The organism is Methanosarcina subterranea (genome assembly GCF_055385895.1).
Genome location: NZ_AP042426.1, coordinates 4,731,751 through 4,746,806, shown reverse-complemented (window position 1 = coordinate 4,746,806; position 15,056 = coordinate 4,731,751). Strand labels below are relative to the sequence as shown.

Sequence of the window (15,056 nt, the reverse complement as noted above, 5' to 3'; positions counted from 1 at the left end):
GTGCCTTTATTTCTTGTCCGCTTTTAGAGCGTTTCTTACAGTTTTTCAGGCGGTATCAATGCTATTTTCATATTTCAATCTTTAAGAGGCACGGTATTCAGGTTTAAAGTTTAATCTGCATCATCCTTCGGTCTTACCGCCTTCCGGTTTAAGTAATTCGATATACCCCTCACTACCGTTTACCAGGACAATGTCTCCATCCTTTAAAAACTCGTATGGGCTTTTTTCTAGCATATCAACGAGCGGAATTTCAGATATGATTGCTCCTACTGCTACAATCGGTTCGGTTTCCAGATTAATAATCGCCACTGGAGCAGCGTCATTTTTCTTCAGCTGGTACATCACATAAGAGCCAACAGTAGAGCCTTTTCCGTAGGGAAAAACAAGGACCTTTCCTTTAATTGATTTTCCTGCTAGAGAGTGTTTTTCTTCAACTACAATCCCGGTTTCAGGGTCTACACTGCCAAGGAAGGATATAGGATCTCTGGAAAGAAGAACTTCCCCTTTTGCACATCCCCTGGAAATTGTTCTGCCTTTGAGTTTAATGGGAACCACCTGCTTTTTTTCCTTTCCCTCCGGTTGCTTCTTCGATGCAGGCTTCCATATCTCCGTATACACTTTCAGCCCCGCACATCCCGGGCACGTAGGCAAAAGCTTTTCCCGAATTAACCATAACGCAGGAGTAACTGTTGGTTGCCGGAGAAACCACCATACACGTATCGCAAACAATCTTAGCCCCACTTTCTTCAATGCTCCGGATATACTCAGGGTAGCGGTTTTTAAGTTCCCTTGAGGTAAAAATCCAGGTTTCCTTTGAAACCGTTTTTCCACCCAGGAGTTCAGCCACCTTTTTAAGTTCAGCCGCAGAACAGTGAGGGCAGCCAATAGTAATCAGCTCTGGCTCTTTTCCAGCTCTTTTTCTACTCTCATAAACTTCATCCAGCTGGCTCCTCTCGATAATTATTTTTTCCTCAGGCTCTCTAAAATCCCGCCTGCAGGCTTCAGGCGTCACTCCTTTCACATGATAAAGGGCTACTGAACCGGATGCTGCCATTGCAGCTCCAAGTGCTTTAAGGTCATCCTTTTCCGGAGTATCCTTTATACGAAAAATAGGCACCCGACTTCCAATGATTTTGCCTGCTACATATCCAAGTGCTCCGTAATCCGATTCTGTAAGTGAGCATTCCACTCTGATAGAGACTTCAGGCACTCGGTTTTCATCAAGATGGAACCCATAGTTTGCAGTTTTTCCCAGAAGTGCTGCCGAAAGGGCTGATGGTCCTCCCTCCCTGTTTGTCCGGGCTCCTATTACGGAATTTGCATAAGAAATGGCTGACGATTCGCTCCACGCCAGATGGTCGCCGTAGCCCGCTGAAAAGCCTTCGAGAGTATAAGGAGTGCAGGTGCATTCGCAGCGAATTCCGAGTTTTTTATAAGCCTGAACAATTCTTTTCTGCTTTTCTGCAAATTCAGGAGAAATTCTCAGCCTTTCCCAGTCTTCCATATCCATTCCTGCCGGGTTAAGGATTGCGGGGACCTTAACCTGCCCCTCAAGGTCCGAAATCCATTCAAGTCCGGCATCGCCTATAGTCTTATAAGAGACGCCTGCAATCTGGGCACTTTTGATGGGGATCAGCCTGTCTGCGCCGTATATGTCCCCGAGAGCCACAAGGATCTCAATTGCCTTCCTGAGAGTCTCTCCGGCTTCTCCGCTCTGGATTTGTTCTTCTTCTTTTGTAAGATACATGAAAATTCACTCTTTAACTGCCATATAGTAAATGCAGAGTACAAAATATTGAGGCAAGTATAATATGGCACATATAAACTATTAAGGCAAATACAGAATATTAAGACGCGTATAAAATGTTAAGGACGGGTTGAAATATTAAGACATGGTGCGGGTCCTTCCATACCCTAGATTTCAGTCCTTTAATTTTCCCTGCTGTTTAAAAGCTCCGTATTTTAAAAACCCGGTATAATCATTCCTCAGGAATTATTGCTCTTTCAAAGTTCTCTTTTTCAATAAGAATCTTTGTAGCATCAACTCCCACTTTCGTAGTTGTCCCGTCAGGGGCGCCTCTGGGATCCAGGGAACTGCCTCGGACGTTAGGAATAATCAGGATATCCATATCCCCTTTTACTCTGGTAGCAATTGCAAACTCGACATCGTTCGGGTCAAAGATATTTATGTCTTCATCCACAACAACGACATGTTTCAGGCTCGTGTGGGCGGCAAAGGCTGCCATAATAGCGTTTTTCGCATCCCCTTCAGTCTGCTTTTCTATCTGCACGACTGCATGAAGATAACAGCATCCTCCCTCTGTTAAGACCACGTTCTTGACAGTTGTAACTTCCCCTACAGCCCTGTATATCCTTGGTTCATAAGGCACTCCCATCATCAAAAGGTGTTCGGGCCCGGCAGGCAATATCCCGTGATAAATAGGGTCTTTTCTGTGGATAATTCTGGTAATGCGGATTACAGGTTCTTTCCTTACCACATCGTATGTTCCCGTAATGTCCACAAAAGGTCCTTCATCAACCTTTTCTATCGGGTCAACGTATCCCTCGAGAACGATCTCGGAGTGTGGTACTTTTATCCCGTTTGAGCACTCAAAAAGTTCTATCGGAGCTCCCCGCAGGGCAGCTGCGTATTCAAACTCCTTTCCGACAGGGACCCTCGTAGAGGTTGCGTAAATAATCGTAGGATCGCAGCCAAGGACGATTGCAACTGGCAGGAGCTCACCTTTTTCTGCAGCTTTTTTATGGAGGAGATAGGTATGCCTCGGGGGAACAAGGCGGGCTGCGAGTTTGTCCTTCCCCACGAGCATAAGGCGGTGAATTGAAGCATTCATTACTCCCCCGTATTCGGAAACAACAATTCCTGCAGTTATGTAGGGGGCTCCATCCTTTTCAAAATGGGTAAGGATAGGAAGTTTTGTCAGGTCAACTTCATCTTCTATGATCTCAAGGGTAGGAGACTCTGAAACCAGCCGCACTTCACCCTCCGGGGAAACTTCCGAAAGCTTCTTTATAATCTCCTCTTTGGGGACTCTGAGCATGGAAGCAAGTTCGTCCCTGGACCCAAGAAGGTTCATAATAACCTTTGAGCCTGAAATGTCATGGAAGAGAACCGGAGCTTTTGTTTTTTTTGCAATTCTTGAAGCCTCGAACCTCGGGGAAATGGGCTGCTGAACTTCTACCAATTTTCCGTTTTCTTTTAACCGGTCTATAAAATCTCTATAACTCATGGGTATCTGGATATCAAAAAGCTGTCAGATGATAAAAAGATTATCTGATTCCAGGGCTAAAAATCTCTATGCCCTGTTAACCAATATAAGTGATATATGATTAAAGTGATAAAAGAGGACCTTTATCCTGAAAACCTTATTTTTATAAACCTTATTTTTATAAACCTTATTTCCTTTTGAATTTACATTCTATTTATGAACCTGTTTTGCCTGAAAATTCAGCTTAATTTCTGGTTTTCAGTCTCGGTTTGTCAGATTTGCTCTGTCAAACCTGGCTTAGCATCTGCCTTTATTCTTCTGCTTTTTCGATTTCGTTTATTTCTGTCGGTTTTCAGGCATAACAAGGTTTTTTCTGAGATTTTAACATTCATCGAGCATGAAGGCTCTGGGCCTTATGATCTTTTTCTTCTCGTACTGGTCGAAGCAATGGGCTATCCAGCCTGAGATTCTTCCGATTGCAAAAATCGAGGTTGCAAGCTGCGGAGGAATTTCCATATATTTATAGATAACTCCCGAATAAAAGTCCACATTTGGATAAATCGGCTTCTCTCTTTTCTCCACAATCTCGCGGACAACAGTATTTTCAATCGCTTCGGCTGTCGCGTACCAGTGCATATCTCCTTTAGCTTCAGCCAGTTTTCTTGAGAGCTGCTTGAATACTGTGCCTCTCGGGTCATATGTCTTGTACACTCTATGCCCGAAGCCCATTATTTTTTCTCTCTTTTCGATTTTCTCAAGAACAAATTTCTCTGCATTTTCAGGGCTGGCAATTTCTTCAAGCATATTCATAACTTCTGCCCTTGCTCCTCCATGAAGGGGGCCTTTAAGTGTGCAGAGCCCTGAAACAACTGCTGAATAGAGATCGGAGAGGGTTGAAGCTGTAACTCTGGATGAAAAGGTAGACGCATTCAGCTCATGCTCCGCACTGAGAATAAAGTCTTTTTCCATGACTTCGGCTTCCAGTGGGTCTGGCTTGCTTCCTTTTAACATGTACAGGAAATTGGCTCCATGGGAAAGGGAGGGGTCAGGAGGTACGGGTTCCTTTCCGTTTGCCATTCTATAATAAGCAGCAACAATGGTTGGGACTATAGCAATTAACCGTATGGCTTTTCTCATATTCCCTTCTTGAGAGCTGTCGTTCAGGTCCGGATCGAATTGCGATATGAAAGAAACAACTGTACGTAACGCTTCCATAGCATCGATATTGAAATTGCACATGCGGATAACATCCATTACCTCCCTGTTGATTCCGCGTTGCGCATGCAGGCGGGCTGAATACTCGGCAAGTTCCTGTTCTCCAGGGAGCTCTCCCCGGATCAGGAGATAGGAGACCGCATCATAGGGAAGTTCGACGAGTTCGTTGATGTCTACTTCCCTGTATTTCAGAATGCCCTCCAGCCCGTCTATGAAACATATATTTTTACTCATTTTCTACCTCGCAGTTATGCTAGAGGATTTTCAAAAAACTTTGAAATTGGGGAATCCTCTGATTAGACGTGAAAGATTTAACACGAAGGATCTTTTTGGGTCCAAAAATAGGGTGACAATGCAATTGTATTATCATCGAATAAGTATATTAAATTTGTTGAAATTGTAAATTTAAATCATTTTAAATATATTTTTTAAAGTAAAGGGCTATGTCTCTTTAACCTTTTAACCTTTTCGAATGTGAAATACAATATTCTCAGAATGAAGATATCCTTAAAATATCTATCCGAACAAGAATTATCCCGTATCCGGTCCGGATAATAAGAGAGGTCCCATAAAAATATGAAGCCTTATTAAGGCATGAAGGACCTCCTTAAAAAACTCTTACTCCATTTCGGTGTAAGTAACCTGTTATTTTTTCTTCACTGAATCACGCAGGAACTTATGTAAAATCCCACCGTTCCTGTAGTACTCTATTTCCACAGCAGAGTCCAGCCTCAATGATACCTTAAACTCTGTTTCTCTCCCGTTATCGTCTTTCGCCTTTACGGTAAGATCGCCGTGGGGTTTCATTTTCTCAATGCCAAGGATATCGTATTTTTCCTTTCCTGTTAGACCGAGAGTATCTGCGCTTTCTCCTGCTTTAAACTGCAGGGGAAGAACTCCCATGCCAACAAGATTGCTTCTATGGATGCGTTCAAAGGACTCGGCAATAACTGCCTTTACTCCAAGGAGGAATGTTCCTTTTGCTGCCCAGTCGCGGGAACTGCCTGTCCCGTACTCTTTTCCTGCGAGAACAATCAGGGGGACATTGTTATCCGCATAGAGCAGAGATGCATCGTAAATCGGGATTCCTTCACAGGATTCCTGCGGGAAGTCTTCTCCTTTGAGATGGACGGCAGTCCAGCCTCCTTCCCTGGTTACAAGCCTGTTCCTGAGCCGGATGTTTGCAAAGGTCCCGCGCATCATTACCTCATGGTTGCCCCGACGTGAGCCGTAGGAATTAAAATCTTTTTGGTCCACGCCCCAGGATATCAGGTATCTGCCTGCCGGGCTGTCTGCCGGAATGTCTCCTGCAGGAGAGATGTGGTCTGTAGTGATGCTGTCCCCGAAAAGGGCAAGTATCCTGGCATTTTGTATATCTCCGGGCAGAGGCACAGTAAGCGGGAAATCTACAAAATAAGGCGGTTCCTGAATGTAAGTGGAGGTCGGGCTCCAGTCATAAAGAGTGCCTTCGGGAACATCAAGGTCTTTCCAGAGCTTGGCCCCTTCCAGAACACCTGAGTACTCTTTTTTGAACATTGAAGGCTTAACGCTGTTCTTTTCTGCTTCCCTTATTTCTTCGTCTCCGGGCCAGATGTCTTTGAGATAAACAGGGAGCCCGTTCGGGTCATAAGCAAGGGGATCAGTCTCAAAGTTAATGCTTACCGTACCCGCAATTGCATATGCAACAACAAGCGGAGGGGAGGCGAGGTAGTTTGCTTTAACAAGCGGGTTAATCCTGCCTTCGAAGTTCCTGTTTCCACTGAGCACGGCTGCAACTGTAAGGTCTCCTTCTTCAATTTCTTTTGCAACATGCTCGGGAAGAGGTCCGCTGTTCCCAATACAGGTCGTACAACCGTATCCAACCTGGTGGAAACCCAGAGCCTCAAGATAGGGCAGAAGGCATGCGGCTCCAAGATACTCAGTAGCCACTCTTGACCCCGGAGACAGGCTTGTTTTCACAAAGGGTTTAACCTTCAGACCCCTTTCAACAGCCTTTTTTGCGAGCAGCCCGGCTCCTATAAGGACTGATGGGTTGGAGGTATTGGTACATGAAGTAATGGATGCTATTACAATGGAACCATGCGTGACCCTGAAGTTTCTCTCAGAGGAATCAACCTTTTCTGCCTCTTCCCTGCCCGATACTTCGGACTCTTCTACAGGTGCCCCCCCTTCTCCTATCCAGCGCAGATAGGCGGGGTCTCTGGCAAGCTCAACGCTCCCTTCTTTTTTTCTTATAAATGTCTGCCTCATTATTTCACAGAAATTCTCTGAGACTTCGTTCAGGAAGAGCTGGTCCTGCGGGCGTTTGGGGCCTGCAAGGCAGGGCTTTACAGTACCCATGTCAAGTTCGAGAGTGCTGCTGAAAACAGGCTCGGGTTTATGGACGGAGTAAAGAAAGCCCTGTGCTTCAAGGTACTTTTTCACAAGGTCGACCTGTTCGTCGCTCCTGCCTGTTCTCTTCAGGTAGTTTAAGGTCTCCATGTCAGGAGGGAAAATCCCGAGAGTTGCCCCATATTCCGGAGCCATGTTTGAAATTGTTGCCCTATCAGGAAGACTCAGGGAGTTCAGGCCGGGCCCATAGAACTCGACAAACTTGCCGACCACGCCGTGCTTCCTTAACATTTTAGTAATCGTGAGGACAAGGTCTGTGGCAGTAACTCCGGGTCCCGGTTTTCCGTAGAGTTTAAATCCGACAACCTCAGGAACGGGCATATAGTAAGGCTGCCCGAGCATCACAGCTTCGGCTTCAATGCCGCCTACTCCCCAACCAAGCACTCCTATCCCATTGATCATTGTGGTATGGGAGTCAGTCCCTACAAGGGTATCCGGGAACGCAAATAGTTCTCCATCTTTCTCTTTCAGGTGCACGAGTGGGGTCAGGTATTCAAGGTTCACTTGATGGATAATTCCTCTTCCAGGGGGTACGACCCTGAAGTTATCAAAGGCTTTCTGTGCCCAGCGAAGAACCGTATAGCGCTCCCTGTTGCGCTCAAACTCTTTTTTCTCATTCTCCTCAAGGGCATATGCTGTCCCGTAGGAGTCAACCTGAACAGAATGATCGATAACCAGATCAGCAGGGATTACCGGGTTAATTTTAGCAGGATCTCCTCCAAGGCGCTCCATTGCCGAGCGAAGGGCAGCCAGGTCAACTACCGCAGGAACACCTGTAAAGTCCTGCATGATTACCCTTGAAGGAATAAATGGAATATCCTTTTCGTTTATATTCTCTGGACTCCAGCGGGCAAGGGCTTCCACATCTTCTGCAGTTATTATCCGCTTTTCAGTATCCGCATGCCGGAGCAGGGATTCCAGCAGGACTCTTATGGAGTAGGGGAGCAGGGAAATCCCTTCAAAGCCCTTTTCTTCAAGTTTACCCAGTCTGTAAATTGTAGCTTTTCCGGCGGTTGTTTCGATGCTGTCTCTTACCCCAAAGGGGTCCGTACCTTCTCTCATTGTACTTTTTACCTCCAGCAAAAGTGTGAAATTAAAATGATGAACTTTTTATAGATTACTTTTTATGAGTTAGTGTCTCACTTTTTCTTTATCCTGTGAAAGCCCCATCTTATCCTTAGACTATTTTATTCCTTCGGGCTCTTTATTATCTTCATGTTTTCGGGGAGCAGTTTTGTTCCTGTCCTCTTCTCTATTTTCTAAGATGCATATTCATGAGGATGCTTAAAGTAATTTGCCCAGGCAATAGACCTCTAAATCTCTGAACCTTACCAGGCCTTCAATTACTTCAGATTACATTACAGGCTCAGGTTGTATCTTCATATACTCACATACTTCTTCTGATAAGACCTGTCCTGTTATAAGTCAGGTTTTCTTTTTATCTATGTTTATCTGGATATTCCGCTCTTTATTAGTTGCAGCACTGCGTGCCATTTGAGACTGCCTGCGCAATAGATAAAACCGAGATATAGCCACATCGGGAGCTATCTTCCAGAATATCCACTTTTTATTAGTGGTGACTCTTTTTCCTGGAAAAGGAAGAATAGACGGCAGTTTTATCAAACTCTTCTCAAGGTGGGTTTATTAAAATGTTACTCAGACGCCCGAAAGATACTGGTTTCTCAGAAGCTTGATTTTTAAGAAAAATAATAATAGATTCCTGGCCTCCATCATGTCCGGAGTCTCACGAATAAAAGGAAAAAAAGAGAAAGGGTTGTTAAAGCTGAACTGCTGTCAAACCTAAGGCAGTTGTTTATTCTTCGGCAGCTCCGACTGTGATGGAATACTCAAAGTTTTCTGTATTCTTGGGAAGGATTGAAAGTGTCCAATCTCCTGCAGCTCCCGGGACTGTATAGGTCTCTACAAAGGTTGTAATTCCACCCTGGTAGCTTCCCTGGTTATAGGTTTCCATCCCGCCTGCAATTTTTGCGGATACGTATGGAAGATAAGGCTGCGGGTATGCATTATTTATTATATTTATCGAGCCGCTTTGCTTTGTGCTCATGAGAGCAGGTATTACCTCTTTTCCCGAGGGATCTTTCAGGTTCATCTCAAAAGAAGGAGTAAGGTCCCGATTCTCTCCTGTGGCGTACAGTCCATATCCATACTGATAGGCGCTAACCTCTATGTTGATAGTACCGTTAGTCCCGGCTTTGAAGGTAGTTTCATAAGGTTCTTCGGGAACCGGAAGGATGCGGAAATTCAGGGAGACTTTACCTTCGTATTCTCTGATTCCAGGGTCATCGATGTTGAGGTCAAGGCTTCCGGTGTAGCTGCCTTTTGAGTCCGCCGGAACTTTTAGTGTCAGCTTTACGATAGCTGTCTGTCCTGCTTTTACTTTTTCCGGAGCTTCGACACTTATTGCGTCATTTCCGAAGGCATATGTTACTCCTCCGTAAGGGGAGATGCTATCGTAATATATGACGTTGCCTCCTTCTGTAAGTTCAGGGGAGATTGCAATATCCTTACTACCCGTGTTCCTCAGTTTTACCTCATAAGTATAGGTTTCTCCGGCTTCTACAAGGTCGTTGACATAAGGTGTAAGGATCTGGACTGTCGGTGGGACCCATACCTGCAGGTTTAGCTGCATTGTGCCCGGGAAACTCGGATAATAGCCTGCTACGTCTCCTTCAGGTACGTTTTCTGTAAAGGCTATGAGTACGGCGTAGTTCCCGAGGTCAGCATTCTCAGGGATATTTACCTCTACTTCAAACTCCTCTTTTTCTCCTGGCTTCAGGTCCTTTGCGGACGGGCTTATGCTGATCCAGCTTTCATTTATGAAGTTTTCAGTATAAGGGATAATTAAAAGCCTGGGGTTCAATACAATAGTTTTATTGTCTTTGTTTCCAACAGTAACAGTAAAGTTTTTACTATCTCCGGGTTTCAGTTCAAGGTACTGATAAGCCGGATCTACACTGATTTTTTCAAACTCGGGGTAATAATATCCAGCATCCATTCCAGATGAAGCGATAGAACTGGCTGCCACTTTCTTCTCCATTACTACAATCTCCGCAGGCTCAGCTTTATTGGCTGCCCCTGCACAGGCAATCGAAAGAACAGATAAGATAAGGAGCCCGCATATGATTAACTTCAATTTTTTAATATCAAGCATACTCATACTTTTCACCTCGCCTAATACTCACTAAGGCATGAGACTTATAAAAGAATTACTTAAACTACGAATCAATCTGCAGTTATTTTTAAAAAATAGAAGTTCTAAGCGTTTTTTTGTATCGGTAGGCTTTTTATATCCTTATTCGAGGGAAATGCAGGTTTCTATATTTTTAGGATTAATTTCTCTCTTAGTATTGTTTTTCGATACTACAGGGTCTCAATCTCATAACTGGATTACCTGTGTTCCGGAAAGATAGCTTCAGGTTAGCGGAACTTAAACAGAAAAAGATATTAAATCCCAGGATGAAACCTGTTTATGTTATTACGAACCATATATGTAACAAAGATGTAATGTGAAAAAAGTGACTGAAACTACCTCAGGCTATGAATATTTTTAGTAAAAATCGAATAGTTCTCATTTCTAAACAGTCATGGATGTGATTTTCTTGCTCAAAAACAAACAGGACATTTTCAGGAGATTCTCAAACTCTGGATGCAGGTTTGGGAGGAGCCCGGGACTCGGGAAGGATTCATTACGTGACTCTCTCATAGGGTCCTGCCCCGTAATTGATGCCAAATTTGTCGAGGTTAGCGAAGATCCTGCTTCTGAAGAAGCTTATTCTACCGAACTGGACTCCGAACTGCTGGAAAATCTCAGAGAATACCTTAGAACGAGGTCCAATGAGGAAATCACTGAAATTTTTGAAGAAATTCGTAAAACCCTTGAAGATAGAACTTCCAAAAGCGGATTTTCGGGAAATCGCTGGGAAGATGCCCCTGCTTACGAAAAGACGCGCATGAAAGATATTTCGGGAAAAGCTTTCAGGACATTTTCCAAAACCGCATGCTGCGGAAAGGATCAGATTCTTAAAATCTCAAAGACCGTCTCTTCGAAAGCCTCTGCAATAGCTTCCGAAGGCAGAGAGTCAGTAAAAGCCTCTTCCAAAATACTCAATGACAGGTGGAGTAATTTAAGCCCCAGGGACCGCAAGCTGATTTCTGAAACCATAATTACGGTGATAGAACTCGGTTTGCTCAAGAATTCTACCAGAGGTAAAAAGGCGGCATTTGTTGTTCTGTCAAGTATTTACAAACATCAAACGCCAGGTAGAAGAGATATGGAAGAGTTCATAGAAGAGGTGAGCAGGCGCCTTAAGCGCAGACGTTAATTGTTTGTATCCTGCTCTTTTTTATTTGTCTTGTTTTTATAATAAGCCCTGAGATTTTGAAAAATCCCTCTCTGTTTGGAAATTGTTCTCTCAATTTACCCAGTCAGTTAATATTCCCGTATCTCCTGATTAGAACATCCGCGCAGGCTTACTAACTGATTTTATAAACCTTGCAGGACTTTCCTCAATCTGCCAGTCTCCGGCATTATGGATAATATAAGTATGGTCTGAGACCTTGTCCAGACCTCCAGCATCATAATTTCCTATTATCAGGGAAAAGATGCGGGCTTTTCTTTCTACTTTTATTTCATTCCATTCACGGATAAGAGGTCTCTCTGACAGTTCTGAACTCCCGTCAGTAAGGAAAAGGAGATCTGCTCCCTGGAAGACTTTTTCCTCTTTTACTGCTTTTAGCCCTGCCCTGAGTGCCGTATTGAAATCTGTACCCCCGCCAAATGTATACTTGAGAAATTCAAGAAACTCCTTTCCCATACGCTTTTTGTCCGTAAGTTCAATCTCAACGGTCTGCCATTTTGATGAAAAAAGAATTACTTTGACATCTCTGCTTTCTCTTAACATCCTCCTTGCAATTGCCAGAACCACGGCTTTTGCAAGAAGCTCAGGAGCTCCCCGCATGGAAGCAGAGGTGTCGACAAGGGCAACAACAGGTCCCTTTCTCTTTTTTCCTGCAAGGTCCGAGTTCCAGTTTTCTCCTCTTAACTGGTATGTGAGGAGTTTTTCTTCAATCATGTCAGCATAGAACTTGCGCTTCAGCACGGGATTTTTAAGTTTTACGGTTTCTATCGGAAGCAGGGTCTGGATATCGCCTGAAAAGGTGACTGTGTGCACTTCGCTTTTACTGTGGGGCGATAATCGCAGTCTTTTTGAGCCGTACTCAAGTTCAATTCTGCCTACCTGCTCAAGAATTTCATGGAGGTCAGAACTTTTCCTGAAAAGGGATGCATACCTGTCAAGATTTTCGAAATATTCTCTGTGTAGGGCCTGTAAGGAATAGTCCCATGCTCTTCCTGGAAAAAGCATGGACAGTATCTCAAGCATCTCAAGGTGATCTTCAAGTAGAGAAATAAGCTCCTCAAGTTTTGTAGCTATCTTCTCCCCTGTGATCAGGTCAACAGCCTCGCCAGCCTTTTCGCTGAACATAAATTCCCTGGTCATTGAGGCTATTCTTTCCGATGCTTCCAGGTCTTCAGACTCCTGATCCTGATAATCCTCTGTCCTGTCTTCCAGCCTTTTAAGGAAACTTCCCTGGCTACTCTGGTTGCTCTCTTCCGCTCCTTTTCTTTCCTGGAATTCGTTCAAATTTCTCTGCCACTCGTAGTTTCTCAGGCTCTCATTCCTTTCCAGTCTATTTTTTTCCCACAAAGCCTGAGTTCCATTGATCAGCTCTTTCAGGGCTTTCAGAGCTTTTTCCAGTCCCTTCTGTGATTTCCTGAAGAGCTCTTTCTCCACTTTTCCATAATCTTCAAGGAGCGTAAAAAGTTCTTCGAGCAGAGTTCTCAGGATAAAAATCCCTGCCATACGGTTTGCTCCGGCGAGAATTTTTATTTCTTCCCAGACCTGCTGATTTCTCATGCTAAGAAATACAGGATAAAAAACTCCAAATTTTCCTATAAAACGCTTTTCATCCTTTATTTCGTAGCTTTTTCCTGAAAGAAGCTCATAAATGAGAACCTCTGCAATCTCTTCTCTGAGCCTGTGAGGTACTTTTCGGGGAGTTGCCAGAAATTCCCGCAGTTCTATATTCAATATAGTAGAAGGATTAAAGTCCCGATCAAAAGATGTCCTATCTAATTCGAATAGATTTTCGAAACCTTTTTTTGAGCTTTTCAGATTCTGCATACTCTTTGTTTCCTTTTTGAGCTTTCAGAAATTTTTCGGCTCAAGCAACTTCTGCTTCTTCGATTTCGACATCGAATATTTTCGGTTTTTCTAGAAGGGCCCGGATTTCATTCAGATGACTTGCTATCTCGTAAATATCCGTATTTTTGGAGTGATATTTCATCAGAATTTCTCTGCTGTCCTGTCCGGAAATCCAGATATTTTCTCTGAGGGTTTCTTCGAGAGCTTTTTCTTCTTCTTGCACCTGCTTTCTGAAGTAGTTCAATTTTTCCTCAAGGTTTTCATACTCTTTTTCGTAGAGTTTTTTGTCTCCGTAGTCCAGGCTCAGCTTGAACTCAAACCCGTACCTGCGACGGAACTGTTCTGCCACGGCTTCAAAACTCAGTGAACCATTGATATTTCCATAGTCAAGCCCGAGACTATAGGTATGAACAGGAAATTCCGTATGGTGTTTTAACAAATCAAGGGCATTACTGAAAGTGAGGCTCTTCGGAGCTTTCATTCCCGTAAATCTGGAGCTTTTCATACTCCCAGTTGCCTTTTTCTCCTCCTCAAAGCACTTATTGCAGGATACAGTGTCCGGAAGCTCCTGCTGCAGGCAAATATAGACAGAGTTTCTAAGGTCAAGCACATTCTGCTTTAGCTTTCCAGTATCAGTGCCTCCTGAGACAACCCTGTCAAGGATAAGTTTCCTGATAGTTTCTTTCTGTTCCGGCAGGTCCCAGAGCATATGCTGCAGCAGAACAATAGTCATCCTGTTTACGCTTGTGTGTCCGTTTACGGCTGAAGCTACTCTGAGTACATTTATGATCTTCTTCCAGCGCCTGTCTGAAACGAAAATGTTAGAGTTCTTAAGCTCTCTTCTCAACCCTCGAATAATTGTCCTGACTTCGGGATCTACAGGCATTTCCCTTGCTTTCTTCTGAATTTCTCTTATATTTTCAATCGAGAGCTTTGTTGAAGGCAGGAAATCTTCCGTATTTTCGAAAATGAGAGCTTCTAGATTTTCTTCGTGCTGGATATAGTCCACACTGTACCTGAAGAGGAACCTGTCATAAAGGGCTTCAAGGCTTTCATCTTCTTCAGGCAGTTCATTGGAAGCTCCGAAAACGGAAAAGAGAGGAACATCCATAACCTCCTTGCCGTTATGATATTTTCTCTCGTTCAGGACTGTCAGAAGACTGTTCAATATAGAACTGTTCGCCTTGAAAATCTCGTCAAGAAGGGCGATGTGTGCAGTTGGCAGGTAGCCCTCCACTCTCCGGCTGAATTCATCCCTTTCGAGTGCCTTTAAAGAAAGGGGCCCGAACACTTCTTCCGGAGTGGAAAAACGAGTAAGGAGATAATGAAAAAAGTTTCCTCCCTCGATGGTTTCGCAAATTTTGTTTGCAAGCAGGGTTTTTGCAGTTCCCGGAGGACCCAGCAAAAGTACGTGTTCTCCTGAAAGGAGAGCCAGAAGAGAACCGTTGATCTCAGAATCTCGCTCTTTAAAGTAGCCAGAGAATTCCTGTTTGATATTGAGGATAGTATTTTTTAAATCCAGAACTTTCATAAATTCCAAACCTTTATATATTTATATTTTCCAGCCCCTCATCCGTATCCCTTAAAAAGGTCTTTATAATGATGAGCAGTAGTACCCGATTCCAGTAATGTTAAAAATTATGTAACTATTTTTATGGGTCTTGCCTTAATTAATTTTTCCAAAAAAAAATTTTCTGCCTTTCAAGCTTTTAAACGCTTCTTGCCCCGAAAATGCACTTTCTCATAGATATATCTTCTCTTGTCTCTTTTTTATATCTTTTCATTATCTTTTTTATCCCCGTTTTACACCTTCTTCGTGTCTTCAGGTAAGTTCTTGCCCCCTATTGTTTGATATTTAACTTCTGCGAAGGTTTCCGTTCTATTTCAGCTCTCCGAAGATGTTATGCATAAAGAAGTCAATCTACTGAGAAAAGGGTACGGACCTCTATGAAATAGAGCACTATGGGGCTCTACAGATACTGGTACATCATAATTTAGC

The 15,056-nt window shown here is 43.6% G+C and carries 9 protein-coding genes; 1 reads left to right on the top strand and 8 read right to left on the bottom strand.

What is annotated here, in order from left to right; all coding sequences use genetic code 11:
- Positions 1-120: 120 nt before the first annotated feature.
- From ACZ5A8_RS20645 to ACZ5A8_RS20620, 6 genes are all read right to left on the bottom strand, one after another.
- Positions 121-555, bottom strand: a complete 435-nt coding sequence (locus ACZ5A8_RS20645) for a phosphomevalonate dehydratase small subunit (RefSeq protein WP_464531258.1) — start codon at positions 553-555, stop codon at positions 121-123.
- Positions 542-1,747: a phosphomevalonate dehydratase large subunit gene (locus ACZ5A8_RS20640; RefSeq protein ID WP_464531257.1), complete on the bottom strand. Its 1,206-nt coding sequence runs from the start codon at positions 1,745-1,747 to the stop codon at positions 542-544. Before ACZ5A8_RS20640 ends, ACZ5A8_RS20645 begins: the two co-directional genes overlap by 14 nt.
- A 232-nt stretch (positions 1,748-1,979) precedes the next feature.
- A complete protein-coding gene (locus ACZ5A8_RS20635; RefSeq protein WP_464531256.1) occupies positions 1,980-3,248 on the bottom strand; it encodes an anhydromevalonate phosphate decarboxylase in 1,269 nt (422 codons plus the stop codon).
- 360 nt (positions 3,249-3,608) lie between these two features.
- The gene (locus ACZ5A8_RS20630) at positions 3,609-4,676 is read right to left on the bottom strand and encodes a citrate/2-methylcitrate synthase (RefSeq protein WP_229389552.1); all 1,068 of its coding nucleotides are present in this window, start codon (positions 4,674-4,676) and stop codon (positions 3,609-3,611) included.
- A gap of 411 nt (positions 4,677-5,087) precedes the next feature.
- On the bottom strand, positions 5,088-7,895 hold the full coding sequence (acnA, locus tag ACZ5A8_RS20625) for an aconitate hydratase AcnA (protein ID WP_464531254.1): 2,808 nt from the start codon (positions 7,893-7,895) through the stop codon (positions 5,088-5,090).
- Positions 7,896-8,646: 751 nt separating this feature from the next.
- Positions 8,647-10,011 carry a COG1470 family protein gene (locus ACZ5A8_RS20620; protein WP_464531253.1) on the bottom strand — a complete coding sequence of 455 codons (1,365 nt, stop codon included), beginning with the start codon at positions 10,009-10,011 and terminating at the stop codon, positions 8,647-8,649.
- A gap of 433 nt (positions 10,012-10,444) precedes the next feature.
- On the opposite strand from ACZ5A8_RS20620, the gene ACZ5A8_RS20615 reads away from it, so the two are divergent.
- Positions 10,445-11,176, top strand: a complete 732-nt coding sequence (locus tag ACZ5A8_RS20615) for a hypothetical protein (protein ID WP_464534238.1) — start codon at positions 10,445-10,447, stop codon at positions 11,174-11,176.
- Positions 11,177-11,305: 129 nt separating this feature from the next.
- On the opposite strand, the gene ACZ5A8_RS20610 is transcribed toward ACZ5A8_RS20615, so the two are convergent.
- Positions 11,306-13,036 (bottom strand): vWA domain-containing protein, encoded by a 1,731-nt coding sequence (locus tag ACZ5A8_RS20610; protein ID WP_464531252.1) that lies wholly within the window; start codon positions 13,034-13,036, stop codon positions 11,306-11,308.
- Between the two features lie 40 nt (positions 13,037-13,076).
- Entirely contained in the window at positions 13,077-14,588 is a 1,512-nt protein-coding gene (locus ACZ5A8_RS20605) for an AAA family ATPase (RefSeq protein ID WP_464534237.1), read from the bottom strand.
- Between the last annotated feature and the right edge of the window lie 468 nt (positions 14,589-15,056).

Bases quoted from the DNA above. Each gene is read 5' to 3' on its own strand.
- ACZ5A8_RS20640 (WP_464531257.1), bottom strand. From the start codon at position 1,747: ATGTATCTTACAAAAGAAGAAGAACAAATCCAGAGCGGAGAAGCCGGA.
- ACZ5A8_RS20635 (WP_464531256.1), bottom strand. From the start codon at position 3,248: ATGAGTTATAGAGATTTTATAGACCGGTTAAAAGAAAACGGAAAATTG.
- ACZ5A8_RS20630 (WP_229389552.1), bottom strand. From the start codon at position 4,676: ATGAGTAAAAATATATGTTTCATAGACGGGCTGGAGGGCATTCTGAAA.
- acnA (WP_464531254.1), bottom strand. From the start codon at position 7,895: ATGAGAGAAGGTACGGACCCCTTTGGGGTAAGAGACAGCATCGAAACA.
- ACZ5A8_RS20620 (WP_464531253.1), bottom strand. From the start codon at position 10,011: ATGAGTATGCTTGATATTAAAAAATTGAAGTTAATCATATGCGGGCTC.
- ACZ5A8_RS20610 (WP_464531252.1), bottom strand. From the start codon at position 13,036: ATGCAGAATCTGAAAAGCTCAAAAAAAGGTTTCGAAAATCTATTCGAA.
- ACZ5A8_RS20605 (WP_464534237.1), bottom strand. From the start codon at position 14,588: ATGAAAGTTCTGGATTTAAAAAATACTATCCTCAATATCAAACAGGAA.